Genomic DNA, 26,102 nt, shown 5'->3' on the forward strand with positions numbered 1-26,102 from the left:
CCGCGCGCGATCAGTCTGGAACGTTTGTGCAGAGTTGCCGGTACGCGGCCGGCGTGATCCGGTACGCGCGGCGGAACCAGCGGCCCAGATGGCTCTGGTCGGCGAAGCCGACGTCCGCGGCCGCCTGCGCGGGCGTGCGGCCGGCCGCCAGCAACCGCCGCGCGGCGCGCAGCCGCAAGCGCACCAGGTACGCATGCGGCGACGTGCCGAATGCGCGCTGGAACATCCGCGTCAGTCGGAACCGGTCGATGCCGGCGACGCTGGCCAGTTCGTCGAGCCCGAGGTTGCCGTCCATCTGCTCGTGCAGCAGGTCGCGCACGCGCGCGATCGCGGGCGGCACGACGCTGCTTTCCAGTGCGAGCGGGCCGCGCAGTTCGCCGCCGAGCCGCGTCAGCAGGCGATCGAGCGTCTGGTCGCGGGCGAGCCGGCCTTCGTTGTCGTGGATCGCGAAGAATGCGTTCCGGATCGCGTCGACGAGGCTGCGGTCGTCGACGAGTGTATGGCCGAACGTGGCCTCGACGCCGCCGAGGCCCGGCAGGTCCAGCCGGCGCGCCGCGCGCTCGACCCATGCTTGCGGCAGGTAGAGCATGCCGTAGGTGAAGCCGCCGGCTTCGGGCGCATGGCCGTCGTGCATCGCGCCCGGCTCGATCAGGATCGCCCGGCCCGGCACGCTGGTATGCAGCGACCGGTGGCACTGGAAGCGCTGCACGCCCTGTTCGGTGAAACCGACGAGCATGTCGTCGTGATCGTGCGCGTCGTAGGCATGGCCGTTGAAATGCGCGTGCAGGCTTTCGATGCCGGTTTCCGCATCGCGCCGTGCGACGAGCCAGTGGTCGGTCGTGGCGGAGGCCTTGGCCGCTGTCGTCATCGAATGCCTCGCGCGTCGTCGTTGGGTGACGGGTAGTGTACGCAGGTCGCGCAATGGTGGTGGCGGGCGCGGCTCATGCGTCGTTCGCCGCCGCCTGTTCGCCGCGCGCATATTGCGCGGGCGGCCGGCCGACGTGCCGCGTGAACGCGACGCTGAACGTGCTCGCGGAGCTGTAGCCGACGCGCGCCGCGATCTCCGCGATGCGGCCTTCGTTGCGGCGGAGCAGGTCTTTCGCGAGCGCCATGCGCCATGTGAGCAGGTATTCCATCGGCGCGACGCCGACCGCGCGGCTGAAGCGCTCGAAGAACGTCGAGCGCGACAGCGCGGCCTCCTTCGCGAGTTCGACGATGGTCCACGGATGCGCGGGGCGTTCGTGCATCCGGCGGATCGCGGCCGCGAGGCGGCTGTCGGCGAGCCCGCGCACGAGGCCGGGCGACGCATGCGTGCCGGACGTGAAGCGCAGCGCTTCGATCAGCAGTACTTCCAGCAGGCGCGCGAGCACGATCTCGCGGGCAGGGCGCTGCGCGCGCGATTCGTCGCGCACCAGTTGCACGAGCGTGGTCAGCCGCGGTTCGCCGCGCACATGCACGAAGCGGGGCAGCAGCGACACCAGCAGCGATGCGTCGGGCGAACCGAAGCTGCAGTTGCCGGCCATCATCCGCGTGTCGACCGGGTTGGCGGGATCGCCGATCCGGAATTCGCCGTGGTCGAGCGCGACCGGCGGCGCGGTTTCGACACCCGGCGCCGGCGGTTCGAGGCTCGTCATCGCGACGCCGTAGGCTGCCGGAATCAGCATGAAATCGCCGGACAGCAGCTCGATCGGCGCATGCCCGTCGATCGCGATCCGGCACCCGCCGTCGAGGATCGCGCAGTAGAACGGCTCGCCGGCGACCGTGCGGCTGATCGCCCACGGGCTCGCGCCGCGCACGTACTTCGAGTACCGCGCGCCCGGTTGCAGCAGCGTCACGACTTCGGTCAGCGGGTCGATCATTGCCGGACTCTCGCAAAAGAAAAGCGGATTTTCGATTGTAGCGAATACGAGTCCGGCCATCTATCGTACGAACACCTGCCCCACCCATCACAGGAGTTCGCATGAAGACCGTATTGATCACCGGCTGTTCTTCCGGCTTCGGCCTCGAGATCGCGCGCCATTTCCTTGCCCGCGACTGGCGCGTCGTCGCGACGATGCGCACGCTGCGGGAGGACGTGCTGCCGCCGTCGGCGAACCTGCAGGTACTGCCGCTCGACGTGACGAACGTGGACAGCATCCGCGCCGCGATCGACGCGGCCGGCCCGATCGACGTGCTCGTCAACAACGCGGGCTTCGGCGCGGCCGCACCGGCCGAACTCATGCCGCTCGACACGGTGCGCGCGCTGTTCGAGACCAACACGATCGGCACGATCGCGCTCACGCAGGCCGTGCTGCCGCAGTTTCGCGCGCGCGGCGCCGGCGTGGTCGTGAACGTCACGTCGAGCGTCACGCTGAAGGCATTGCCGCTGCTCAGCGCATACCGCGCGAGCAAGGCGGCAGTCAATGCCTATACCGAATCGATGGCGGCCGAGCTCGAACCGTTCGGCGTGCGCGCGCATCTCGTGCTGCCGGGCCGCGCGCCCGACACGCGTTTCTCCGACAACGCACGGGCCAACATACACGGCTTCGAGCACGAAGCGTATGCGGACTTCGTCGGCAAGACCGTCGCGCGGATCCTCGATGCGTCGGGGCCGATCACCCATGCGGAGGACGTCGCCGAAGCCGTGTGGCGCGCGGCGACCGATCCGTCGAGCCCGATGCGCATTCCGGCCGGTGCCGACGCCGAAGCGTGGGCGGCGGAAGCAGCCTGATCGATCCGGAATCCGTCGCGCCGGCCGGTTGAACCGGCGCGACGGATCGCATGACGCGGAGAAGGGCGTTACAGCGCGCGCGTGATCGCCTGCTCCAGCAGCGACAGGCCGAGGTCGATTTCTGCGTCGCTGACGGTCAGCGGCGGCGCGATCCGGAACACGCCGCCCATGCCGGGCAACTGCACGATGTTCATGCTGAGCCCGAGGTTCATGCACTCGCGCGTGATCTTCGCGCCGAGCCCGTCCGCCGGCTCTTTCGTCCGGCGATCCTTGACGATCTCGACGCCGAGCAGCAGCCCGCGCCCGCGTACGTCGCCGATGCAGTCGAATCGTTCCATCAGGTCGAGCAGGCCGCGCCGGAGCCGGTCGCCCATCACGTTGGCGCGCGCGACGAGCCCGTCGCGCTGCACCACGTCGAGCACGCGCAGGCCGACTGCAGCCGGTAGCGGATCGGACACGTGCGTCGTATAGAACAGGTAGCCGAGCTCGTGCGCGCGTTCCTCGATGGCCGCGGACGTGACGATCGCCGCGAGCGGCAGCCCGGCGCCGAGCGTCTTCGACAGCGTCAGGATGTCGGGCGTCACGCCGTCGCGCTGGCACGCGAACATCGTGCCGGTACGGCCGACGCCCGTCTGCGCTTCGTCGAGGATCAGCAACATCCCGCGTTCCTCGCACTTGCGCTTGAGCGCCGCCATATAGCCTTCCGGCAACTCGATGATCCCGCCCGAACTGAGGATCGGCTCCGCGATGAACGCGGCGAGGTTGCCGCTCGACTGGCGGTCGATCAGGTCGAATGCATAGTCGAGTTCGGCGAGGAAGTCGTAGGTGCCGTTGCGCTCGAAGCGCGGCCGGTACGTGAACGGCGCCGGAATCGCGAACGAGCCGACCGACGCCGGGCCGACGCCCTTGCGGCCCGCGCTGTACGTGGCCGACGCGGCCGCGCCCGTCATGCCGTGCCACGACTGCGCGAAGCCGACGATCTCGTACTTGCCGGTGACGAGCTTCGCCATCCGGATCGCCGCTTCGTTCGATTCCGCGCCGGTGCTGAGCAGCAGCGCGCGGTCGAGCCCCGGCGGCGTGACGTCGGCGAGGCGCGTCGCGAGATCGACGACCGGCCGCGACAGCATCCCGCTGAACAGGTGGTCGAGCTTGCCCGCGTATTCGCCGATCACGGACACGATCTCCGGATGGCTGTGGCCGAGCACCGCGCTCATCTGGCCCGACGTGAAATCGAGGATCGCGCGGCCGTCGGCGTCGTAGACGAAGCTGCCTTGCGCGCGCTCGATGATCATCGGCTCGAAGGTGCCGCCGTAGCGGACCAGGTGCTGCCTGGCGTTGCGCCAGAAGGTTGCGTCGTCGTTCAGGGACATCGGGCGTCTCCGGGCAAAAGGGCAGGGATCGCTTGCAGTCTAGGCGCGCGTCTGGTTTGATGGAAACGAATAGTTCTTATGCAAGGTAGAAAAGGAGCTAATACCTTGGGGCTTTCGCTCGAAATCGACCTGCTGCGTTCGTTCGTCGTGATCGCCGAGGTGCGTGCGCTCAGCCGTGCGGCCGCGCGCGTCGGCCGCACGCAATCCGCGCTCAGCCAGCAGATGAAGCGGCTCGAGGAGGTCGTCGACCAGCCGCTGTTCCAGCGCACCGGCCGCGGCGTGGTGCTGACGCATCCGGGCGAGCGGCTGCTCGTGCATGCGCAGCGCATCCTGCGGCTGCACGACGAGGCGATGGCCGACCTGTGCGGCACGGGGCTGTCGGGGACGATCCGGTTCGGGTGCCCGGACGATTACGCGGAAGTCTGGCTGCCGTCGCTGCTGCGGCAGTTTTCGAGCCAGCATCCGCAGGCGATCGTCGAAGTGGTGTGCGGGCCGACGCCGCGGCTGATCGAGCAGCTGGAGAAGCGTGCGGTCGATCTCGCGATGATTTCATTGCCGGACGACGGCGCGAACGACGACATCATTCGCCGCGAGCAACTCGTGTGGATCGGTTATCCGGGGCTGGAGCCCGGGCATTTCGATCCGCTGCCGCTCGCGTTGTCCGATCGCGACACGCTCGATCACATCGCAGCCTGTGAGGCACTGGATCGCGTCGGCCGCGATTACCGCGTCGCGTATGCGAGCAGCAGCCTCGCGGGGCTGATCGCGCTGGTGCGCTCGGGCCAGGCGTTCGCGGTGATGACGCAGACGGCCGTGCCGGCCGACCTCGCGATCGTGAACGGCGATCCGCGGCTGCCGCCGCTGCCGGCCGTCGGCATTACGCTGAAGTTCGACCGGAAGCGGCCGTCGCACCTGACGGCGGCATTTGCCGAGCACATCCGGAACGCGTTGCCGCTGTTGTGACGCACGATGCGGGGCGTCGGCCTCGGGTTTTCGATCATGGCGTTCCGGCTCGCGTCTTCCGGTCTGCCGATGGATTGTCAATAAATGTCAGTATGGCTTGTGCGCGGGAATTTGAAACGCGAGGATCGAGTGCTCGGTGAAGCCGGCGATGCCTTTCGCGCGATCGCGGAAGCGATCTGTAAGGCGTCGGCGCGACCGGATCGATTCGGTGGAGACGGATCGAAGCGGCCGCGTGGCGATTGATCATGGCGGGGTGGCCAATCGATGTCGACGAGGTTCACTCGTTCATAATGAAAAGGAATCCTTATCATGAAGAGAAGGGGAGGGGCGGCCGTCTGGATTCTGGTCGCCATGGTGATGGGGATCATCATCGGTTACATGATTTACAGCAATTTCCCGGAGAAGCAGGCCGCGACTGAGATCGCCGGCTATATCTCGCTGGTGTCCGACGTATTCCTGCGGCTGATCAAGATGGTGATCGGGCCGCTGGTGTTCTCGACGCTGGTGGTCGGGATCGCGCACATGGGTGACGCGGCATCGGTCGGGCGCGTGTTCACGAAGGCGCTGGGCTGGTTCGTGACGGCTTCGCTGCTGTCGCTGTTGCTCGGGTTGCTGATGTCCAACATCCTGCGGCCCGGCGAGAATCTCGGCTTGCCGCTGCCCGATATCGGCGCGACCGCGAATCTCGCGACGTCGAAGTTCACGCTGAAGGATTTCATCGGGCACATGGTGCCGAAATCCTTTGCGGAATCGATGGCCAATAACGAGATCCTGCAGATCGTCGTGTTCTCGATGTTCTGTGGGGTGGCGCTGGCCTCGCTCGGCGAGCGCGCCGCGACGCTCGTGGCCGTGATCGAACAGACGTCGCACATGATGCTGAAGATCACCGGCTACGTGATGAAGCTCGCGCCGCTGGCCGTGATGGCCGCCATGGCGGCGACGGTCGCGGTCAACGGGCTGTCGATCCTGTACAAGTTCGCCGTGTTCATGGCCGACTTCTACCTGAGCCTGACGCTGCTCTGGACCTTGCTGGTGCTGGCCGGGCTGCTGTTCATCGGCCCGCGCGTCTTCAAGCTGCTGGTGCTGATCAAGGAAGCGTTCATGCTGTCGTTCGCGACGGCGAGCTCCGAGGCCGCGTACCCGAAGATCCTCGACGCGCTCGACCGCTTCGGCGTGAAGCGCAAGATCTCGAGCTTCGTGATGCCGCTGGGCTACTCGTTCAATCTCGACGGCTCGATGATGTACTGCACGTTCGCGTCGCTGTTCATCGCGCAGGCCTACGGCATTCATCTGTCGCTCGGCACGCAGGTGTCGATGCTGCTCGTGCTGATGCTGACGTCGAAGGGGATGGCCGGCGTGCCGCGCGCGTCGCTGGTCGTGATCGCGGCGACGCTGCACCAGTTCAATATCCCGGAAGCTGGCCTGCTGCTGATCCTCGGCGTCGACACGTTCCTCGACATGGGGCGCTCGGCCACCAATGCGGTCGGCAACTCGATCGCCAGCGCGGTGGTGGCGAAATGGGAGGGCGAACTGCTGTCGGAGAGCGATGCGGAGGCGAACGCCGCACTCATGGACGCGGAGCTGGCCGCGTCGGCGACGCAGACCGTCGGCGCCTGAGCGGCGGCGTCGCGTTCCTTCCGCGCAGACGCCGAATCGTGCGTCTGCGCGCATCGTTCGCCCCCGGTTCCCGGGACGGACCGACACGTCGACATTCGACGCATTCCCGAATCTCCCGGGCATCGGGCTTGATCGATGCCCACCCCTACCCGATCGGGCTTCGATCCCGGTCGCGGCCTGCCGCCTTTCCCCTGATGTTTCGTCCGCTGCCGCATAGCGCACGCGTACCGGCCTGACGAGTCGTACGCCGTCTCGTTTTCCGCAGCGCGACAGGCCCGGGACCCGTCCTACGACGGTCGCGGGGCTTCTGTCGGATTTACGCGCGCCGACGGCGAAATAGACTTCCAATCGAGCGAAATGATCGTACGGGACGGCACACGAAGCCGGCCGCCCCAACGTCGCTCGCGCAAGCGCTTCGGCATGTCGCCCGACGGTCGCACGCTGCCGGCACCGTCGACATCGACCGCTCTCGGGGGAGCGGCCCGCCTGGTATCGGCAGACGAGCGGGCAATCGCCAGACATGGGCATTGCCCGACTGTTTCCGGACGAAATCGTTACGCCCAGACGTTCGACGCGTATCGAGCCGGTGCGCCGGCCGACCGTCGACGCCGTGCGACCGGATGCCGTCGCATCGTGCGCTGCGTCGGGCGAATGCCTATCGAGGGGGTCATCATGACCAGGTCATTTCGTATCGTCGGCGCAGCGGTTGTCGCATGGACGTGCGCCGTTGCCAGCTTCCCGGTTCAGGTTTGCGCAGCGACGCTCACGGAGTACACCGCACCGCGGCATGGTGCACGGATGCGGCCGGCGGCACCGGCGCCAGCCGTACCGGCGGCCGCGACGATCCGGCCGGCAAGCGACGGCAGCGACCAGACCGATGCGTTGCAGGCCGCGCTCAATGCGTTGCAGGCCGGACAGACGCTGGTGCTCGCGCCGGGACGCTACACGGTCGGCCGCTCGCTGTCGGTGGCGATGTCGGGCGTCGTGGTATCGGGCTACGGCGCCACGCTCGTCGCGACCAATCCGTCGGACCAGACGATCGTGATGAGCGGCGCCGGCTCGACGCTGGTGGGTGTGACGCTGGTCGGCACCGGCACGACACGGCTCACGACGCCGGCCTCGACCAAGGTCGAGGTGACGGGCACGGGCGTCCAGGTGCTCGGCGTGACGATACAGGGCGGCGCCAGCGCGGGCATCTTCGTGTACGGCGGCAGCAACGTCGCGATCGTCGGCAATACGGTGAACGCCACGCTGGCCGACGGCATCCACATGACCTACGGCTCGACCAACGTGCTCGTGCGAGGCAATACGGTGACGGCTACCGGCGACGACCTGATCGCCGTCGTCAGCTATCTCGGCGACGGCCGCATCAGCAGCAACGTGCTGATCGACCATAACGCGGTGTCGGGCAACCCGTGGGGGCGTGGCATTGCGGTGGTTGGCGGCCGGGCCGTGACGATCTCGAACAATTCGGTCGACGGCGTGCAGAAGGCGGCGGGCATTCTCGTCGCCCAGGAGGACAGCTGGCGTACCTACGGTGCATCGAACGTCGTGATCGACAGCAACGTCGTCACCAACATCCAGAACTCGACCGTGAACAACGGGCTGCAGCCGACGCAGCAGGCGGCGCTCGAACTGGACACGTGGTCCGGCACGGTGTCGTATGTGACGGTCACGCGCAATCGCGTGACGGGATCGGGCTACTCGGGATTCCGGGCCCTGGGCAACGTATGCGAGTTCGAGGTCGAGGGCAACACGTTCGCGTCGATCGCGGGTACCGCGGTGTCGTTGCTGTCGAGCGGCTGCACGGCCAGCCGGATCGTCGCCGGCGGCAACACGCTGGACGGCGTCGCGCTGGTCCGGCCGGTCGGCGCGTCGTCGTCGGGAACGATCCCGGCTGCCGGTGCGGTGACGACGGCGCTGCCGCAGGTGCGCACCGCCCTGATGCAGTCGTCGGGCAGTGCGGCGCCGTCGACCGGCGCGGCACGATGATGCCGCGACGACGATCAGAGGAGCCCCAGGCGCTGGCCCGCCGCCGCCGCCTGCGTGCGGTTGCGCACGTGCAATGCCTTGAAGATGGCGGTGATATGAGCCTTCACGGTTTTCTCGGACAGCCCGAGCCGGTCGGCGATGAGCTTGTTCGGCACACCTTCCGCGATCAGGCGCAGCACGTCGAGCTGGCGCAACGTCAGGCGCGGGCTGTCGGGTTCGTGCGCGGGCGGCGGGTCGCGATGCGTCGACTGCATGTCGAGCAGCAGCGGCGGCACGTACCGCTCGCCGTTCATCACCATCTTGATGGCCGACAGCAGCGTGTGCGCGGTGGCGGACTTGGGGATGTAGCCGAGTGCACCATGCGTGAATGCGGCGCGCACGTCGTGCGGGTCCTCGGACGAAGACAGCACGACGATCGGCAGCTCGGGCCGGAGCTGCGTGATCCCGGCAATCGCGGCGAAACCGTCCATGCCGCTCATTTTCAGATCCAGGACGATGACGTCGAGGTCGGTGTGCAGCTCGAGCAGCCGCATCGCGTCGTCGGCGTTGCTCGCCTGAATGTCGACCATCCCGCCATTGTCCTGACGCAACAACGTCGCCACGCCGTCTCGCAGAACCGGATGATCATCGACAATGAGTATTTTCATGAAAATAAAAATAAAGCCGGAGGCAGATCTCTTTTGCTCATGTGGAATCCGGGTTTTTCGAAAAGTCTTAATACTTTGGTCGTATTCGACGCCGTTTTTCCATGGGCTAACGTCGGATTTACATCCGGTAAATCGTGGTTGACACTGAATCGTCGCGGTCTTCGGTGCGCTGGGCCGCACAACGCGCGTAACGAAGACCGCGACGGCAAGGGTTCGGGCCAGCTGCGGAAGCCGAGAGTTTTCGGGGAGCGATCGATCCCGGCTGCTGACTATACGATAAAAAAGAACCGAACGTGCCGATACGGTGTGCATCGTTCATTTCAATTGATTGCTTTCCGGAAATCGGGAATTTGACGCTGAAGCACGCGATTCGCGCCGTAAAGCAAGACATTTTCCTTTGCACGAATTTGACGGACGTCTCCATCAGACTGATTCGATATCAATCAAGGTGCAATATGGACACTATCAATGAAGAGGATTTAATTCGTGACCTGAACATGTCTTATCTGTGGCTCGCGCAGCGGTTGCTGCGGGCGGATCGCGCGACCGGCATGTTTCGGCTCGGCGCGACGCCGGAAATGGCGGGCGCGCTGGAAAGCCTGTCGATGCGGTCGATGCTGAACCTGGCCTCGTCGGGGCAATTGATCTGCGTGCTGCGGCTGAGCCGCTGCGACACGGTCGAGGCGCTCGCGCGGCACGCGCCGCCGGACGAAGTCGCGCCGCTGCACGTCGCGCTGGCGTTCTCCAGTATCGGGGCGTGCGACCAGGATACGCCGTGAACGGCGGCCCCGACGCCGCGCATGCGGCGAGTCTCGCCGATCACGCACGGCTCATCCTCGATGCCGTGACGTTGATCCGGCTCGGCGCGCGTCCGCAGATGCTCGAGATCGAACTGGCGCTGCCGCATGAGCGCGTGGCCCGCCTGTATCGCGAGGTGCGTGGCGTTCCGCCGCCGAAGGGCCTGCTGCCGTTTTCCAGCGACTGGTACATGACGTGGATGGCCAACATCCATGCGTCGTTGTTCCACAACATCTACAGCTTCCTGCGGATCAACGCGCAGTGTTCGCGGCTCGACGCGCTGGTGAAGGCGTACGGGTTGTATGCGGAACGATGCAGTGCGGCGCACTGCGATCCGCTGCTCGACCTGACGCGCGCATGGATGCTGGTGCGCTTCGTCGACGGCGGCGTACTGTCGACGGCGCGCTGTGTCCGCTGCCACGCCGCCTTCGTGATCCATCGTCACGACCTGCGGCCGAATCGCGTCTGCGTCGCCTGTCGGCCGCCCGCGCGGGCAGGCAAGCGCACCGGCCGCGCAAAGCAGGAGTCGTCTGCCGGCGATGCGGCGAGCGCGAAGGTCCGCGCCGCGCCCGACCCGGCAGCGGCCGGCGAGCACGCACGGTGCTGCTAGATCGCGACGTCGCGGGCGTCCGCGTCGGCCGTCGAGCGCCGGCGCGCACCGGCGGTGACGAGATGATCGACCGCCGCGCGCAGTTTGCCGTTCGGCAACGGCCGGTGCAGAAGAACCAGCCCGCGTGCGTGCGCCGCAGCCGATTGTTCATCGGTCGTATCGCCGCCGATCAGCAACGCGGGCAGGGCGGCGTCGATGTCGCGGCGCAGCCGCTCGATCACCGCGATGCCGTTTTCTCCGCGCGGCGGCAGGTAATCGCAGATCAGCAGATCGGGCTGCCGTTCGCCGGCCGACAGCCGGTCCAGCGCCTCCTTGCCCGAGCGAACCGCGATCGTCTCGTAGCCCCACGTCGCCAGCAGCCCGGACAACCCGCTGCGCGTCGCGCGATTGCCGTCGATCACGATCACGAGCCCCGTCGAACCGGGCACGTCGTCGCGACCGGCGATCGGCATGTCGAGCGGGTCGGGCAGGCATGCGGCAAGCGCGATCGCGACTTCGAAGCAGGAGCCGCGGCCGGGCGTCGAGCGCACGGCCAACTGGCCATCGAGCAGGCCGGCGAGCCGTCGCACGATCGCGAGCCCGAGCCCGAAGCCTTTCTCGTGATCGCGTTCGGCGTTGCCGACCTGGTAGTACTCGTGGAACACGCGCTTCTGCAGGTGATCGGGAATCCCGCAGCCCGTATCCCAGACCTGGATCGCGAGGCGGGTGCCGCGGCGCCGGCAGCCGACGACGATTTTTCCGCGCTCGGTATAGCGCACCGCGTTCGCGACGAGGTTGCGCACGATGCGTTCGACCAGCAGCGGATCCGAATGCACCACCGCGCGGCATGGAACGCGCGACAGCGCGACGCCTTTCGCCTGCGCATCGGGCAGGCAGTCGTTGCAGACGGTCTCGAGCACGGTGTCGATGGCAAACGGCCGGCACTCCACGTTCATGCTGCCGGCGTCGAGCCGGGAAAGATCGAGCAGCGCGCCGAAGAGCCGGCTGAGCGCATCGGACGAGCGCTCGATGCGCTCGACGAGCCGCTGCCCGTCCGGCGGCATCGGGATGCCGTGCAGCGCACCGATCAGCAGATTCAATGCGTGCGCGGACTGGCGCAGATCGTGGCTGGCCGCCGCGAGGAATTGCGACTTGGCGAGATTGGCCTGGTCGGCGATGTGTCGTTGGCAGTCGAGGTCGACGGCGAGTCGTTCGATCCGTTCGTTCTGCGTCTGCAGATTGACTGCGTACCGCTCGGCCCTGAGGCGCAGGCGGATGTTCCGCGTGGCCGCACGGTGCGCCAACAGCCCGAGATAGCCGACCACGCAGGCGATCAGCAGCAGCATCGGCGCGGTCGTCCGCTGGAGCGCGTTCGTCGACAGGATCGCGGCGCCGATATACGGGACGGTGGCCGGCAGCAGGAAGGCGATGAACGCCGGGAAGTACGTACCGAGTACCGGGATGGCGCCGGCGACGACACCGGTCGTCGCGACGACCACCAGGCTCGCGATTTCGGCATCCGCGTGCGCCGCGAGATGAATCGACGCCCATCCCCAGCCCATGCCGGTGGCCGTGCTGAAGGCGGAGAACCACAGCGCCCAGCGCCGCCAGTGGTCGGAGCACGACGTCGACCGGCGATACAAGCGCGACAGTACGATCTGGCCGATCGAGCACGCGGCAATGTAGAGCGTCCACGCAAGGCCCGACACGGCGGGCGGACGGCCAAGCCAGCCGATCGACAGCGTCGCGACGAGGGCAAGCAATGTGCTGCCGACGGCGTAGGGCATCACGGCGTCGTAGACGATCCTGACCTGCTCCGAGGCAATCCGGTCTCGCGACTGCATAGGCGTCCACCCAGATCGCTGCGCACGGCAGCGGGGAATATCAGCGCGCCTGGCACAGGCGCGTATTCCCGTCACTTCAGCATAGTCGCTGCGATCGAGAAATACGCGTTATTTTCCGGCGTCATCGGAAATTCGATCAGGAATGCAGATTTGATCGAAGCTTGCCGGTTGCAATTCCCAGGAGGTCGCGTCGCATGGTGTTCCGGTAATGCGCAATCCGTTACGTGCGGTTGGGCAGGCGGGGCAGCGGTGCATCGACTGCACCGGCAAGACGATGAAGCGGCGGCGGGAGGCCGCGCATGCGGTAGAGGGGCGCGATGTGCTGGCATCGTGATGCGAAACGCGCCGGCACGAGATCGACGTCATGCGGATGACGCGCGCGCCTGATACGCATGCGCGATCTGTTGCGCATGCTTCTGCATCGAACGCACGAAGCGCTTGACGTTGCCGTCGGTCATGCGGGACGCGATCGCACCGAGACCGATCGCGCCGATCGTCTCGTCGGTGTCGGTCACGATCGGCACGCTGATGCCGCGATAGTGCGTGTTCTGAAGATCGACGTCGAGACATCCATAGCCGTTCCGGCGGCAATGCGCGACGCGCGCACGAATCTCGGACATCGTCGTGCCGAATGCGGCGAGACGCCCGGCGTTGCGCGTCAGCAGCGCATCGAATTCCGCACGCGCCATCGTCTGCATCAACGCGATGCCGCCGATACTGACGCCTAGCGGGCGACGATTGCCGACATCCACGTACAGGATTTTTGCCGGGTTTTCACCCGCGCGGCGATCGATGCAGACGGAATCCAGCGCGTTGCGCGCCGTCAGGAACACCGTTTCGCCGAAGTTGGCGCGCAACGCATCCAAGTGCGGCGATGCAATGGTCCTGACCGGAAAGCGATTGCGGCGCGACAGCGCGAGCAGGAACACCTCCTGCCCGATGTAGTAGCGGCGCTCGCCCGCCGGCTTTTCCACGAGCCCCTGTTCCACGAGGGTCGCCAGCAGCCGATGGACGGTTGCCGGCGGCAACGCGAGTTCTTCGGCGATGTCGCTCAGGCGCCGCCCCTGATCCTGACCGATCGCCACCGCACCGAGGATCTGCGCGACCCGCTCCGTGCTGCGCACGAGCTCGTTCCTGGCCGGCGCCGTTTCCGGGCCGCCGCCGCCGTGATTCTGCGTTGCCGGTTGCCTCAATCCTGGTTTTGTCGCCATGTGCGTTGCCGATGCGCCGATCGCCGGCGTGCAATTTTATTCCGTCAGGCGGAATTTTTCGCCGTTGCCGGATTGTTGCACGGTTTCGGCGTTACTACACTGAGCCGGCCGATGACAGAACCACGACCGTCGTGTCGGCACGACATCCAGACAGGCGGCCGGCGTGCGCGAGCGTGCGACACGGCCAGGAGAGGAGACAAGATGCAATCGACCATTGCCGTGCCGGAGGCATTGCAGCACGACCGTACCGGCCGAGTATTTCGCAAGATCATGTGGCGGGTGATGCCGTTGGTCTTCATCGGCTACCTGTGTGCGTTCCTTGATCGCATCAACATCGGCTACGCGCAGTTGCAGATGAAAGATGCGCTGGGCTTCTCCGACGCGGTTTACGGGATCGGTGCCGGCATCTTCTTCATCAGTTATCTGTTGTGCGAAGTACCGAGCAACCTGCTGTTCGAGTGGATCGGCGCACGCAAGACGTTCCTGCGCATCATGCTGCTCTGGGGGCTGACGTCGGCGGCCACGATGTTCGTGAAGACACCGCTGCAGTTCTACGTGATGCGCTTTCTGCTCGGCGTGTTCGAAGCCGGCTTCTTTCCGGGCGTCATTCTCTACCTAGGATACTGGTTCACGCCGGAATGGCGCGGCCGCGCAACCAGTGCGTTCCTGTTTGCGTTGCCGGTCGCGGGTGTCGTGGGCGGCCCGCTGTCCGGCACCCTCATCAAGGGCATGGAAGGCGTCGGCGGTCTTGGCGGCTGGCAGTGGTGTTTCCTGCTCGAAGGGCTGCCGACGGTGATCGTCGGCCTGCTTTGCTACCGGTTCCTGAGCGACACGCCGGAGCAGGCGCCGTGGCTGACCGCCGAGGAAAAGCGGATCGTCGCGGCAGCGCTGCCACCGCGCGGTGCCGCCGCGCACGGCGGCTGGCTGGTGATGCGCGAGGTGCTGGCCGATGCGCGCGTGTATGCGTTCGGCCTGGTCTATTTCGCGATTGCCTGCGGGTCGTATGCGTTCACGTTCTGGTTGCCGATGCTGATCAGGGGGCTCGGCGTGACCGATCCGGCGGCGATCGGCTGGTATTCGCTGCTGCCGTATGCCGCCGGCGCGGTCGGCACGTGGGTCGTCGCGGCGCGCTCCGACGCGCGACGGGACCGTCGTACGTACATCGTGCCGTCGATGCTGATCGCGGCTGGCGCGCTGGCCGCCACCACGCTGGCAAACCACTCGCTGGCCGTGTCGCTGGCGCTGCTGGGCATCACCGACTTCTTCCTGATGGGCGCGGGCGTGGTGTTCTGGGCGGTGCCGTCGACCGTCTTGCCGGAACGCAGCGCGGCCGCGGGGATCGCGATCGTCAGCAGCATCGGCATTCTCGGGGGCTTCTGCAGCCCGACGCTGATCGGCTTGACGCGCGACATGACGGGCAGCCTGGCCGGAGGGCTGCAGATGATGAGCGCGATTCTCGTCGTCGGTGCCGGCATTGCATGGGTGTCGATCAAGCGGGGTATCGCATGCGACGTGAAGGACGGGGAGGCACTTTGAACACATACGGCAAGTCCGCATTTCGACGCGAACGAATCATCCGCTTTCACCATTGCGACCCGGCCGGGATCGTCTTCTACCCGCAGTATCTGGTGATGCTGCATGAACTGGTCGAATCCTGGTTCGACGAAGGTCTCGAACTGCCCTACGGGCATTTCATCGGTCAGCAGCGTCTGGGCATCCCCGTCGTCCGGCTCGCATGCGAGTTCCTTGCGCCGAGCCGGCTTGGCGACCATGTCGCGTTCGAACTCGCGGTCGGCCGGCTGGGCAGCACCTCGATCGAACTCGTGATGGCCGTACACGGCGTGAATCGGGATGGCATCGACGAAGTGCGAATGAAGGCGAGCCAGACGGTCGTGCTGATGTCGCTCGACACGCATCGCCCGGTGCCGTTGTCCGCACCGCTGCGCGAACGGATGTCCCGGTATCTGCAGCGGACCCAGGCGGCCTGCGACGGCCGTTGAGCGACATGGCACTCCGCTGGTCGCATCGAAGTGCACTATTTCAAACGAAGTCGAGAGGAAACGGAAATGGCAAACAGGAAGGTAATCGTGCTCGTCGCCCCGACGGGCGGCATGGCGTTCAAGTCGCAGAATCCGCATCTGCCGACTCAGCCCGCGGAGATCGCGCGGGACGTCTACGATTGTTATAACGCAGGGGCAAGCGTCGTGGCTATCCATGCCCGCCTGCCGAACGACCTCGCGACGTGTAATGCGGAGATCTATCGCGACATCAATACCCGCATTCGCGCGAAATGCGACATCGTGATCAACAACTCGACCGGCGGCGGCATCCATGGCGACATGGTGAAGCCGTTCGAGGACGGCTTGCTCGATACCGTCTGGACCGAACGCCTGAAAGGGATGGATGCGGGCGCCGAGATGTGCACGCTCGACGCATGCACGATGAATGCGACGTTCAACGGCACGGAAGTCCTGCTCAATACGCCGCCGTCGCGGTGCCGTGAACTGGCCGAGGGGATGAAGCAGCGCGGGATCAAGCCGGAATGGGAGGTGTTCAATCCGGCCCATATCCTGCAGGACGTCGCGAGCCTGATCGAACAGGGGTTCGACGAGCCGCCCTATATTGTCAACATGGTGCTCAACGCGCATCGCGGGTTCCAGAATGCGATGCCGTAGACGCCGCGCGTGTTGCAGTCGATGGTCGACCTGCTGCCGAAGGACAGCCTGTTCTGCGTGAGCGGCATCGGCCCGGCCCAGTTGCCGGCGGGGATCAACGCGCTGCTGCTCGGCGGCGCGATCATCCGGGTCGGGCTCGAAGACAACCTGTATTACCGGCAGGGCGAGCTGACGACCAACGTTGCGCTGGTCGAGCGGACCGTCCGCCTGCTCAGGGAGATGGATTACGACGTCGCGTCGCCGGCCGAGGCGCGTCAGATGCTCGGGCTGCCGCGCAGGGATACGCGTGCGCGTCCGCAGTTCGCGGTGGCCTGACGTTCGCCGGGCGCCTTTCCGGAGCGTGGAAGGGCGCTGGCGCGCGCGGGAAGCGGGGCGGCGCGCAGGTCAGACCGTTCGAAAGCGCCCCCGATACGCGCCCGGGCTCATCCCGACGCGTTCCTTGAACAACCGGCAGAACGAACTCACGTCGCTATAGCCGACCTTGACGGCCACTTCCTCGATCGTGAGGTCGGCAGCCTCGAACAGTCCGTGGGGCGCCTCGATCCGCAGGCTCTGGCGTGGCGAACGGCGCCATCGGTGCGGATATCCGGAGAACTCGACAAGCTGATGCGATGCGACCTGCTTGTGTCCGGCGCGGTCTACGGCGGCATGCGTTTCCACGATCGCGGCAGTCTCGAGGGCAAGCGCGATCGTGAGCCTGACGCCGGGCGGGCAGGCGCACATGTTCGACAACGACGGCGTGCACGGCTCGCTGCAAGGCATGCTTCGACACCTGTTGCAGGGGACGCTCGCGTATACCGGTCTCGACATGCTCGAACCGTTCGTCGCGTGGCATGTGCCGTATGTGTCGAACGAAGTCCGGCTCGGTTATCTGGATGCGTGGCGAAACCGGTTGCCGTCGCTGGCGGCGGAGCAGCCACTGGCGTTTCCGAGTCTCGACAACTTCGACGCGCACCTGCATCCGCTCAAGAGCGGGACGTGACGAAAGTGCAGACGGATGTGGTGCAAGACGATGCCGATGACGTGCGCGAGCAGGTCGTTGTCGTCGTCGTGCCTGGGTGTGTGCGGTCGCGGCGAAGTGGTCCGGAGGTCGATACCGGTGGGGATATCGTGGACGGCGCGGCGGCCGGCTTGACGACGATGCGATTCGCCGGTTGATGCCCGATGGGCTGCTGCGCAGGGAGATTGCGCATGAGTTTGGTGCCGACGGCGAGACTCGAACTCGCACAGCTTTCGCCACTACCCCCTCAAGATAGCGTGTCTACCAATTTCACCACGTCGGCACTGCAAGGGGCGCAATTCTAACGTCACATCGCGCATTTGTGAAGGGGCTGTGACAAGGTTGTGTAGGGACACGCAATCGATCCCGGTAGAATTCGTCCGATTCTCCCGACGATCATTGCAACCGCCCAGGGCAATCGCATGAAATGTTACAAACGTAGAATGGCGGCACGGTAAGCATCACTGGCCCCGGCCTTGAGCCGTCGATTCTTGAGGCCGGCCTTCGTGGCTTTATCTGCCTTGAGCAGGTTCAAACAGATGCGCCGCAAGATCGCAAAGTACTGAGCGGCATGATTCATGCGAACCCGGCACTGGTCTTCACCGAAGGCCACGTCCAGTACCCAGCGCATGCTGTTTTCAATGCACCGATGCGCTCGCACGGCCCGTGCAATGCGGGCCGCGTCAGCAGGCAAGCTCGACACGTAGTAACGCTGCTCGGTCGTGCTGACATTGCCGATTTCCCGAGTGGCCTCGACCATCACGATCGAGCGTAGAGACGGCCATAAATCCGGCTCCGGTTCCCAGCACGCGAGCACGTCACTGGCGATACACCGGCGCGTTTCGATGCGTCCGTGGTCCTTGTCGATCTCCTGGTGCTTGGTCACGTGGTCCTGATAGGCCTGCGGCACGCGCTCAATCGCATCGAGCGCATGACGGATTCGGCCCAGTAACGCCGACTGATTCTCCTTGACCGCCAGCACATAGTCCCCGCCTGCCTCGACGATGCGCGTGGCGATCTGGCGCTGGCATCCCATGGCGTCGAGCGTGACGATTGCGCCCTTGAGCAGCAGTACGTCGAGTAGTTCCGGAATGGCGGTAATCTCGTTGCTCTTGTCGGCGGTGCGCACTTGCCCCAGCGGCATGCCCAACTGGCTTCGAACTCGAGTGGATCAAGTGCCGCAAATATGCGGCCGAACGTGTCATGTGAAGGAACATCCCGTTCCAGGGGCAAGTATCGGCGCAGCCAGTCGAGCTTCGATTCGCCCCAGATCTGGATCGCGACCCAGCTATCCGCGCCCGACAGAATCGCGCACAGCGCAACCATCAGGATCTCTCGCAGATCGTGCGGCGACGGCCGACTGCGCGGATCCGTCAAGCTGCCGAACGCTTCTTCGATGCTCAACACTTCCTGCTGCAAATCCGACTCTCGCATGGGCTTCCCTCACGGAAAATCCACTACTACAGCCGGCTTCGGGCGTGCTCACAAGCAATCTGAAACCCTTTTAACCATTTACACATTTCGTGCGATTGCCCTGGGTGTTAGGTAGCTTTAGCGAAAAATTCATACGGGTCCTATGGCGGTCCTTCGCCGCAGCCGGTTAGGATCACTCGCGATATTTCACAAAAAAATTGACGAGGGACGCCTTGACCGCGAGCACGGCTATTACCGACACCCCCGCGCGTGCGGGCGTTGACATCCATCAGTTCTACAGTCTGGATTTCAAGGGCGCGCCCGCCGCGGCGCTGGCCGACATCTACGCGTTCGAAGGCACGCGCGGCATCGGTGAGCCGACAAAGTATACGATCCAGTTCACCCATCCCCGGCACGACCTGTCGCGCAGCGAGTTCCTGAACCACATCGGCGCATTCGTGATCCAGCCGCCGCCGCGTGACCGCTGGAGTCGGCCGGAAAGCGCGCGGCGCGTGCAGGGCGTGGTGACGAGCTTCGCGCTGAAGGATACCAACCGCGACCAGTCGTTGTACGAAATCGGGCTGGAGTCGCGCTTGGCGCTGTTGCGCAATGCGCCGAAGTGCCGGTTCTTCCTGAACATGACGATTCCCGAGATCATCGAGCAGATTCTGCGGGAGCACGAGTTCAACCAGATCTTCGCGCGCTTTGAATTCCAGCTGTACCGCACCTATCGCAAGCGAAGTTTCGTGATGCAGTGGGGCGAGGACGACCTGACGTTCATCACGCGGCTGTGCCAACGCTCGGGGATCTGGTTCGTGTGCGAGGAAGGGGAGCGCTGCGAGCAGGTGCGTTTTTGCGATGACTACGCACACTATCGGCGCGATCCGGCCCGCCTGACGGCAGCGTACCGGCCGCCCAGCGGGTTGGAGACGCCCGGTGTCGAGTCGGTCAGCATGCTGGAGATGTGCGCAAAGACGCTTCCCACGACCTACACGGTACGTACGTTCAGCACGGAGAGCCCGGTGTCAGAGCCGATCGAGGCGGCCAGCCCGATCCGCGAGGACCGCACCACGTATGGCGAGGCGTATACGTGGGGGACGCCCAACCTTGGCGAGGACGAGGCGAAAGAGGAGGCGCAGCTGCGCCGCGAGGCAGCGCTGGCCGCCCAGGTCGAGTATCGCGGCGAATGCGACATGCTGGACCTGACGGCCGGCTGCGTGCTGAAGCTGTCGAATCGCGAGCTGCCCGAGGCGAAGCACGGGCTGGTGGTGGTGCGGGTGACGTGCGGCGCGGCGCGCAAGAAGCCGTATCACGTGAAGTTCGACGCGATTCCGGCGGACCGCCAGTATCGGCTGCCGCTGAAGGAAGAAACGTGGCCCAAAATCCACGGGGTCATCACCGGAACGATCGCATCGTCGGGTGGCTGGAAAGACCCGTACTTGGACAAGCAGGGGTGCTACATCGTCCATATTCACGCCGACAAGGACAGGCGCGCGCCGGGCCTGCAAAGCTGCCCGATGCGCCTGGCCAAACCGTTTGCCGGGCCGGGCCAGACCGGTCTGCACATGGGGCTGGTCGACGGCACGGTGGTCGCGGTGGGTTTCCTGTGGGGCTGTCCGGACTTGCCGTTCATCAGCCATGTGCTGCATACCGCGCAGCACACGGACCCGATCGTGGCGGGCGCGCCGTGGGGCACGCGCAACACGATCCGCACGCGCTCGAACAACACGCTGGAGATGGACGACCGTGATGGGCGCGAGCACATCAAGCTCGCCACCGAGCACGGCAAGTCGCAACTCAATCTCGGGCACATGGTCGACCGTCGCCAGAACGAGCGAGGTAGCGGGGCTGAATTGAGATCGGATGGGCCTGCTGCCCTGCGCGGCGGCGGCGGCGTGATGGTGTCGGCCTATGGGCGAAACGGCGCGTCCGGCAAGCAGCTTGACATGCCGGAGACCATTGCACAGCTTGAGGACGCGTTGGGGCTGGCGAAAGCACTGGCATCTTCGGCGCAGGCGTCGAAGGCCGAAGCAGCGGACATCGACAGTCAGCGGGCCGCGAACAAGGCGCTCGACGAGCTTGAGCAGTCAGGTGTGCTGGTGACCACGCCGGCATCGGCAGGCGTGGTGACGGGCAAGAGCATGCAATTCGTCGCTGGCGAAAACATTATGGGCGTTGCCAGGGGCGACGCGAGCTGGAGCGTCTGGAAGCGCTTTACAGTGGCCGCGCATGACATGGTTTCACTGTTCACGCAAAAAGGCATGAGCCTGATTGCGGCAGCGGGCGCAGTCATCGTGCAGGCACAACGCGGACGCATGCAGCTTGCCTCGCAGGAAGACATGACGGTCGAGACGGTGAACGGCGTACTTCACGTCAAGTCGCCCAAGGAAATCGTACTGAACGTCGGCGGCTCGTATTTCCGCATGACGCCGAGTGGCATCGAAATGGGGACGCGCGGCGGTGTGCTGTTCAAGACCAGCAGCCTAAAAAAGACCGGGCCGGCACAGATGGACCTGGGTGGTGTGGCATTCGCGCCAGCATTTGTCCCCTACACGACCCAATGTGAGGTATGGCGCACCAACCCGAACTTTGTTCCGCCGAAAGCACCCACGCCTGCGACAGATGCTTCGGGGGCAACTGATGCTGTGCCGCCCGCACCTTCGCCAAATACGGGTACCGTGCCGCCGTCGTTCCTCGGCGGCATATTCGATGGGCAATCGGGCACGAGGCCAGAATCGCAAGCTAATGGTGGTCTGAAGGTCAACGACTCCGAAAACGAGGAGCAAATCTGCGTCCCGCCTGATCCGATCCAGTTGAAGAGTCCTGCGCCCTGTAACTGGCAACTGGCGGACTTTGTGGAATCGGCAACCATGGAACGGGAGACGCCGACCTACCAGAAATACGGCTGGACGAGAACCGAGCGTCTTACAGAAGGTGGTCAACCGGTCATGTGTGCGGGAACGGCACCGACCACGTGCCAGTTCACCTACGACTCGAACACGAAAACCTTAACGGCCAAGGTTGTGACCGCATTGGTGCCGCGACTGTTGGTGAAGCTGAATCCAGCAACCGGGCAGCCCTTGCGCGACGAAAATAACAACTATGTTGTCGTGCAATACGAAACCTTCGGGAATGGAGCGAATTCTGGGAAATCGTTTGCTGAGCAGGGGCTGATGCTGGTTGAGCGTGACCCGAAGGAAGTTGAGGCTTCAACCTACAAAAACCAGATTGAAAAGACATTGAATCAGGGTAATTACAAGCTGATTCTCGACGGGTGTCAGAAAGGCGGTGCTTGCGGTTGTCGAATTGCTGTCAAGTTCTGTGCCGATGTACATGTGGTCCGAGCAGCTGATGCCCCGGTGCTCAACCCGAACATAACCATCAATCTGTATCCGACGACTGCGCGGGCCGATGCCCTGAATTGGCCGGAGTGCGACTACGAACTTGATAACAGTGGAGCTGGAAAGGTAAAGGTTGTGACCCAGACCAAAGCACATGAAACTGGCCATCTGTTTAATTTTCCCGATGAATACTGGCAGCAGGGTGGCTTTGTGCATTCGATTTATGTCAAAGATGGAATGAATATTGATTTTGCTCTTGCCGATGCCAACAAGGCCAAGAATACGTTCTGGATTGTTGAAACGGCAACCAATCTTATGGGTGGTGGCTGCCTTAAGCCGACGGCAACGACATCACCGTATTACCTGGAATATATCCGAAGGTGGTTCTCCGCTCACACCAACAAATTATGGAGGGTCGGCTATGACGCACCAGCCAGGAAAACCTGAACGAAGCGCGAGGGACGGTTTGAAATTTCGTAATATCGCGCGAACAGTGGTTCTGTCGCTAATTTTTGTATGGATGGGGGATGGATACGTGATGGCGAATGATTTCGACAATGGTGTCATGAAACCCGGTGCATTTTCTATTTCGCAGTCAGGTGGCCTTGAATACGGCTCTAGGAAAATGAGTTTCGATGGCGAAGGAAAATTTTACTTCGCCAAAGGCGACACGATCAACGATGAAACCCAGGCGGGTGTCGGTGTTTTTGTTCTCAGTCTGAAAAATAGTGATGTGCAAGAACTGAAAAACGTGGCTCAATCCTTGTGTGACAAGGATATCCAGACTGGCGGGCCAGAAACTCATGATCCTGCTGCAACGTTCGGCGTTGCCTGCTTGGATGAAGGCAAAGTCGTGCAGAGATCAGGCTCGTTGCGTCTGATTCCAGAGAGTTTCAGGCATCAGGTTTTTGATGCACCTGTCAGGTTATCCGAACAGGCGCGTACTGACGGCCGAAAGATCGTCAAGCTAGATTTTAAGACCGTGAGCGTTGATCGCAAAGACGGTAATTATGTTGTATCGGTTGAGTTCATAAATTCAGGAAGTCGATGGATTAAATTTAAGACACCGGATCAATGGGATGGGACATCTGTTGGGGGGCGATTGGGAGTCGGTGCTGTTGGTAAAATTAATCAAGATAGTAAGGTTGAAGAAATTCGCGGATCGTGGTCGTTTGGGTTGGGCGGGAAAAGAATAATTAATAGTAATGAATTTCCAGGAGGTGTCGTCACTTTAAATCCGGGGGAGGGGAAGATCCTGAAATTCGAGACGACGCCAGATTACAAGGCTGAAAAGGGTAGGTACGAATTTTCAGGGGTTGTTTTTATGAGAATCGAGTACGATGGTTACGGTTGGGGTCTTTCATCACAAGTAGACTTTAAGCCAAATAAAAGCAATGTGACGTTCGACCAGGACTATCCCTCGACCCCGCAGGAGCGTGAGCAGTGGGAGGCTACGTACCGGGCCACCATGTCATCCCAGCCGGTGCAGCCAGGCGAGACGTTCGTGGAGGATGGTCTGTACCGCGCCGTGCGTCTGACCTCCAGTGCCTATCGCAGTCTTCAGCTCAGGCCGTTCAAGGCTGGCGACATTGCGACCACCGACACTGTGAAGATGCTGATGGCCTCTGCCGATGGCGTCGAGCTTGACGGCCCGGTGCAGTGGCTGTGGGAAGGTAGCGCGCCGACGCCGGTCAAGCAGTATTCGTTCGACACCATCGAAGAGACCCGACAGTTCTGCAAGCCAGGGATGGCATGCCCGCGTAGTGGCCGGTGGCTTCCGCGCCTGCGCAAGGGCTGGGATTCGCTTCACTACGATCTGGCGGGCATCGTCACAATTCGGCATGGACAGACGATGCCGGCCGTGAAGGGTGCTGGCGATGACGCCGACTGGGAATGGGTCGGGGCGTGACATGACCGAACGTGCCTGCATATTCCAGCATGACCGGAGCACGGCCAACGGGGGCGTGCTCGATGGCCTCGATGACATCGGTCTAGATGACCGCAAGATGAGCTACTTGGGGGCGCGGGTTCGATGCCCCGCGTGCAATACCATCGGACATATCGAACCTGATGGTCCGAGGCCGCTGGATGACGATCTCAGCGGCAAGCAGCACGCGCTGGAGAATGACCTGTGCCGGTGCGCCTGCAATCCGCCGCCCCGGCTGATCGCCTCGCAGCGCGACTGGACCGTTGAATAACGCGCTGTGGATGGAGACACGATGAAATTTCGCTGGACCCCGCCTATTGGTGGCGAGTGGTCGGCGGGCGACCCCCCGCCCGTCTGGCTCTATGTCGCCCTGTTTCTCTTGATCGAATGCGTGTTTCTTGCGGGCACTGTCGCGACGTGGCCGCACGGAAAACCCATGGCGTCAGAGGACTTCGTGCGAACCGCGCTGTTTGCTCCGTTCGTTCTCTGGATCGCGGTCAGCTTTGCGCTTTACTCATTCCTGTACGACAGTCGCGCGTTTGAGGCAGCCGTCAAGAATGCGGCGCGCTGGCATCTGCTCACAGGATGGCAACGAAAGGTCCGTGCGGGCGTGGCCGTTCTCGACAGCGTGATGCTTGTGCCGGAGCCTGATCTCGCGGAGCGCATGCTCAAGCTTGAGGGCAGTCCGCCAGAAAATCCCGGTAAGGTCATGCGACTCGATGGCATTGAGGGGGACAATGGCGAGTCCCGTGAGCGCGCGGTGATCGAACATCTGCTGACGCCGCTTGCGGCGCGGCTTACCCGGGAGGCACGCGGCGATTCGTTCGATATTGTGATTCAGTGCGAGCATGCAGAATCGTCACTCCACGTGCAGGCAGTGTGGGAACAGTTGCAATTGCCCGGGAAACCTCGTATCCGGTGGCTGGGTAACGACCAGGCCCCGGGCTTTGCGGATATCTGGTTCGATGACGAAAGGTACGCGCCCCATGCATTTGGCTCTTTCATTCTGGACAGGACTCCAAAATATCGGCTCGTCCTGACATGGCATCTGAACAACGCAGGCCCAGACCTTCAGCCGGACGCTTCCGAGGGGGCCGTTGCGCTGCTGCTCGGCTCGTCCGCGCTCATGCGGGAGAAGCCGGGGCTGAAATGTCAGGCGTGGTTGTTGCGTCAGATCGTGGCGGATGCCGACGAGGTGGACAAGGCGCTTGCACTGCTGATCGGTGCGGAACAGGTGCCGCGTGAGCGCATCCGCCACTTCTGGTACAGCCGCCTCAAGGGACTGGCGCAGCACGCGACCCTGGGCGCGGTGCGGGACGCCGACTTGAAGGTGGAAGATCACGCGCTTGATCCAGCAATCGGCCCGCAGGCACCGGTGGCACGCTGGGTCCTTCAGGCGCTGGCGGCGAAGATGGCGCATTTTGGTCAAGGTGCGCAACTCGTCGCCCTGCCCAGGGCGCACGGCGTCGCGCTCAATGTCGTCGTCAAGGATGCGCCGACGGTGGACGTGCCGTGGAAGGCTGAATACGAGTACAACCTGTTCCCACGGGTTGAGCTGGTCTGTTGCATGAGCCTGTGGACGTTTCTGATCCTGATGTCGCCGGACAAGACGTGGGACACCTTTGAGACCGTTTTTACGGCGGTCATTGCCGTCGTCGTTCTGTTGTGTTTTGGGTGGCGGATTTTTCTTGGACCGCGTGTCTATGCTGATTACGTCTGGCACGAATTTGGGTAATCACGAAATGAACAACCGAGCGATCCATGTTGGTGACGAGACGGCATCTCGGCCGCTGTTGTGTGCGGGAGCCGGGGCAATGACGGCGCGGCTCGCGGCGAGCTGCGGCGTGGAACTGCCGATCGCGGCGTCGCGCCAGTGCGGCATGGTCTCAAGTTCGCGCCGGTGTTCGGGCAGGCCGTTGCCGACTGGCTGCGGACTGGCCAACTCCGGCCGGAGTTGCGGGCGTTCGACGTCGCGCGCCTCGAGAAGTGTGCCGTGCGCTGAGGT

At 64.1% G+C, this 26,102-nt stretch carries 22 protein-coding genes, 1 tRNA gene and 2 pseudogenes; 15 read left to right on the plus strand and 10 right to left on the minus strand.

The window, feature by feature from the left end; translation table 11 throughout:
- Positions 1–10: 10 nt before the first annotated feature.
- Both AC5LXX_RS19515 and AC5LXX_RS19520 read right to left on the minus strand, forming a co-directional pair.
- Positions 11–868, minus strand: coding sequence for an AraC family transcriptional regulator (locus tag AC5LXX_RS19515; RefSeq protein ID WP_124455172.1), 858 nt, complete (start codon positions 866–868; stop codon positions 11–13).
- Positions 869–941: 73 nt separating this feature from the next.
- Positions 942–1,919, minus strand: a complete 978-nt coding sequence (locus tag AC5LXX_RS19520) for an AraC family transcriptional regulator (protein WP_493412740.1) — start codon at positions 1,917–1,919, stop codon at positions 942–944.
- Between the two features lie 41 nt (positions 1,920–1,960).
- Here AC5LXX_RS19520 and AC5LXX_RS19525 point away from each other — a divergent pair, with 41 nt between their 5' ends.
- Positions 1,961–2,710 carry an SDR family oxidoreductase gene (locus AC5LXX_RS19525; protein WP_493412741.1) on the plus strand — a complete coding sequence of 250 codons (750 nt, stop codon included), beginning with the start codon at positions 1,961–1,963 and terminating at the stop codon, positions 2,708–2,710.
- 68 nt (positions 2,711–2,778) lie between these two features.
- Here AC5LXX_RS19525 and AC5LXX_RS19530 read toward each other — a convergent pair whose 3' ends face one another.
- Positions 2,779–4,080 carry an aspartate aminotransferase family protein gene (locus AC5LXX_RS19530; RefSeq protein WP_493412742.1) on the minus strand — a complete coding sequence of 434 codons (1,302 nt, stop codon included), beginning with the start codon at positions 4,078–4,080 and terminating at the stop codon, positions 2,779–2,781.
- A 78-nt stretch (positions 4,081–4,158) separates the two neighbouring features.
- On the opposite strand from AC5LXX_RS19530, the gene AC5LXX_RS19535 reads away from it, so the two are divergent.
- The 3 genes from AC5LXX_RS19535 (at position 4,159) to AC5LXX_RS19545 (ending at position 8,652) form a co-directional block, all read left to right on the plus strand.
- A complete protein-coding gene (locus AC5LXX_RS19535; protein ID WP_493412743.1) occupies positions 4,159–5,043 on the plus strand; it encodes a LysR family transcriptional regulator in 885 nt (294 codons plus the stop codon).
- 309 nt (positions 5,044–5,352) lie between these two features.
- The gene (locus AC5LXX_RS19540) at positions 5,353–6,660 is read left to right on the plus strand and encodes a dicarboxylate/amino acid:cation symporter (RefSeq protein ID WP_493412744.1); all 1,308 of its coding nucleotides are present in this window, start codon (positions 5,353–5,355) and stop codon (positions 6,658–6,660) included.
- A gap of 672 nt (positions 6,661–7,332) precedes the next feature.
- Positions 7,333–8,652: a right-handed parallel beta-helix repeat-containing protein gene (locus tag AC5LXX_RS19545; protein WP_493412745.1), complete on the plus strand. Its 1,320-nt coding sequence runs from the start codon at positions 7,333–7,335 to the stop codon at positions 8,650–8,652.
- Positions 8,653–8,666: 14 nt separating this feature from the next.
- Here AC5LXX_RS19545 and AC5LXX_RS19550 read toward each other — a convergent pair whose 3' ends face one another.
- Complete coding sequence (locus tag AC5LXX_RS19550; protein ID WP_493412746.1) at positions 8,667–9,611, minus strand: response regulator; 945 nt, start codon at positions 9,609–9,611, stop codon at positions 8,667–8,669.
- A 38-nt stretch (positions 9,612–9,649) separates the two neighbouring features.
- Between AC5LXX_RS19550 and AC5LXX_RS19555 the strand changes: the two genes are divergently transcribed.
- Together AC5LXX_RS19555 and flhC are read left to right on the plus strand one after the other, a co-directional pair.
- Positions 9,650–10,078 carry a flagellar transcriptional regulator FlhD gene (locus AC5LXX_RS19555; RefSeq protein ID WP_493412747.1) on the plus strand — a complete coding sequence of 143 codons (429 nt, stop codon included), beginning with the start codon at positions 9,650–9,652 and terminating at the stop codon, positions 10,076–10,078.
- Positions 10,075–10,707, plus strand: a complete 633-nt coding sequence (flhC, locus tag AC5LXX_RS19560; protein WP_493412748.1) for a flagellar transcriptional regulator FlhC — start codon at positions 10,075–10,077, stop codon at positions 10,705–10,707. Before AC5LXX_RS19555 ends, flhC begins: the two co-directional genes overlap by 4 nt.
- Here the strand turns inward: flhC and AC5LXX_RS19565 are convergent.
- Positions 10,704–12,473: an ATP-binding response regulator gene (locus AC5LXX_RS19565; protein WP_493412749.1), complete on the minus strand. Its 1,770-nt coding sequence runs from the start codon at positions 12,471–12,473 to the stop codon at positions 10,704–10,706. The genes flhC and AC5LXX_RS19565 overlap by 4 nt on opposite strands.
- Positions 12,474–12,892: 419 nt before the next feature.
- Positions 12,893–13,741 carry an IclR family transcriptional regulator gene (locus AC5LXX_RS19570; RefSeq protein WP_493412750.1) on the minus strand — a complete coding sequence of 283 codons (849 nt, stop codon included), beginning with the start codon at positions 13,739–13,741 and terminating at the stop codon, positions 12,893–12,895.
- 201 nt (positions 13,742–13,942) lie between these two features.
- Between AC5LXX_RS19570 and AC5LXX_RS19575 the strand changes: the two genes are divergently transcribed.
- The 3 genes and pseudogenes from AC5LXX_RS19575 (at position 13,943) to AC5LXX_RS19585 (ending at position 16,731) form a co-directional block, all read left to right on the plus strand.
- Positions 13,943–15,277, plus strand: coding sequence for an MFS transporter (locus AC5LXX_RS19575; protein WP_493412751.1), 1,335 nt, complete (start codon positions 13,943–13,945; stop codon positions 15,275–15,277).
- Positions 15,274–15,741, plus strand: coding sequence for an acyl-CoA thioesterase (locus tag AC5LXX_RS19580; protein WP_493412752.1), 468 nt, complete (start codon positions 15,274–15,276; stop codon positions 15,739–15,741). Before AC5LXX_RS19575 ends, AC5LXX_RS19580 begins: the two co-directional genes overlap by 4 nt.
- Positions 15,742–15,807: 66 nt before the next feature.
- Positions 15,808–16,731: pseudogene (locus tag AC5LXX_RS19585) on the plus strand (beta-keto acid cleavage family enzyme).
- Positions 16,732–16,800: 69 nt separating this feature from the next.
- Here the strand turns inward: AC5LXX_RS19585 and AC5LXX_RS19590 are convergent.
- Positions 16,801–17,076, minus strand: coding sequence for a helix-turn-helix domain-containing protein (locus tag AC5LXX_RS19590; RefSeq protein ID WP_493412753.1), 276 nt, complete (start codon positions 17,074–17,076; stop codon positions 16,801–16,803).
- Between the two features lie 31 nt (positions 17,077–17,107).
- Between AC5LXX_RS19590 and AC5LXX_RS19595 the strand changes: the two genes are divergently transcribed.
- Together AC5LXX_RS19595 and AC5LXX_RS19600 are read left to right on the plus strand one after the other, a co-directional pair.
- A complete protein-coding gene (locus AC5LXX_RS19595; RefSeq protein ID WP_493412754.1) occupies positions 17,108–17,398 on the plus strand; it encodes a hypothetical protein in 291 nt (96 codons plus the stop codon).
- A complete protein-coding gene (locus AC5LXX_RS19600) occupies positions 17,395–17,574 on the plus strand; it encodes a hypothetical protein (RefSeq protein ID WP_493412755.1) in 180 nt (59 codons plus the stop codon). The genes AC5LXX_RS19595 and AC5LXX_RS19600 overlap by 4 nt, the downstream gene beginning before the upstream one ends.
- 40 nt (positions 17,575–17,614) lie before the next feature.
- Here AC5LXX_RS19600 and AC5LXX_RS19605 read toward each other — a convergent pair.
- From AC5LXX_RS19605 to AC5LXX_RS19615, 3 genes and pseudogenes are all read right to left on the minus strand, one after another.
- A tRNA-Leu gene (locus AC5LXX_RS19605) sits at positions 17,615–17,699 on the minus strand.
- 147 nt (positions 17,700–17,846) lie between these two features.
- Positions 17,847–18,560, minus strand: a complete 714-nt coding sequence (locus tag AC5LXX_RS19610; RefSeq protein WP_493412756.1) for an ISAs1 family transposase — start codon at positions 18,558–18,560, stop codon at positions 17,847–17,849.
- A 65-nt stretch (positions 18,561–18,625) separates the two neighbouring features.
- Positions 18,626–18,850 (minus strand): annotated as a pseudogene (locus AC5LXX_RS19615) (transposase family protein); the annotation flags it as partial.
- 212 nt (positions 18,851–19,062) lie between these two features.
- Between AC5LXX_RS19615 and AC5LXX_RS19620 the strand changes: the two are divergent.
- The 4 genes from AC5LXX_RS19620 to AC5LXX_RS19635 are packed head-to-tail and all read left to right on the plus strand — an operon-like array spanning position 19,063 to position 25,832.
- Positions 19,063–22,617 carry a type VI secretion system Vgr family protein gene (locus AC5LXX_RS19620; RefSeq protein WP_493412757.1) on the plus strand — a complete coding sequence of 1,185 codons (3,555 nt, stop codon included), beginning with the start codon at positions 19,063–19,065 and terminating at the stop codon, positions 22,615–22,617.
- On the plus strand, positions 22,592–24,079 hold the full coding sequence (locus AC5LXX_RS19625; protein ID WP_493412758.1) for a hypothetical protein: 1,488 nt from the start codon (positions 22,592–22,594) through the stop codon (positions 24,077–24,079). Before AC5LXX_RS19620 ends, AC5LXX_RS19625 begins: the two co-directional genes overlap by 26 nt.
- Position 24,080: 1 nt before the next feature.
- Positions 24,081–24,368, plus strand: a complete 288-nt coding sequence (locus tag AC5LXX_RS19630) for a PAAR domain-containing protein (protein ID WP_493412759.1) — start codon at positions 24,081–24,083, stop codon at positions 24,366–24,368.
- Between the two features lie 21 nt (positions 24,369–24,389).
- Positions 24,390–25,832 carry a hypothetical protein gene (locus tag AC5LXX_RS19635; protein ID WP_493412760.1) on the plus strand — a complete coding sequence of 481 codons (1,443 nt, stop codon included), beginning with the start codon at positions 24,390–24,392 and terminating at the stop codon, positions 25,830–25,832.
- The last annotated feature ends 270 nt before the right edge of the window (positions 25,833–26,102 follow it).

The sequence above is a fragment of the Burkholderia torrens genome (assembly GCF_984668525.1).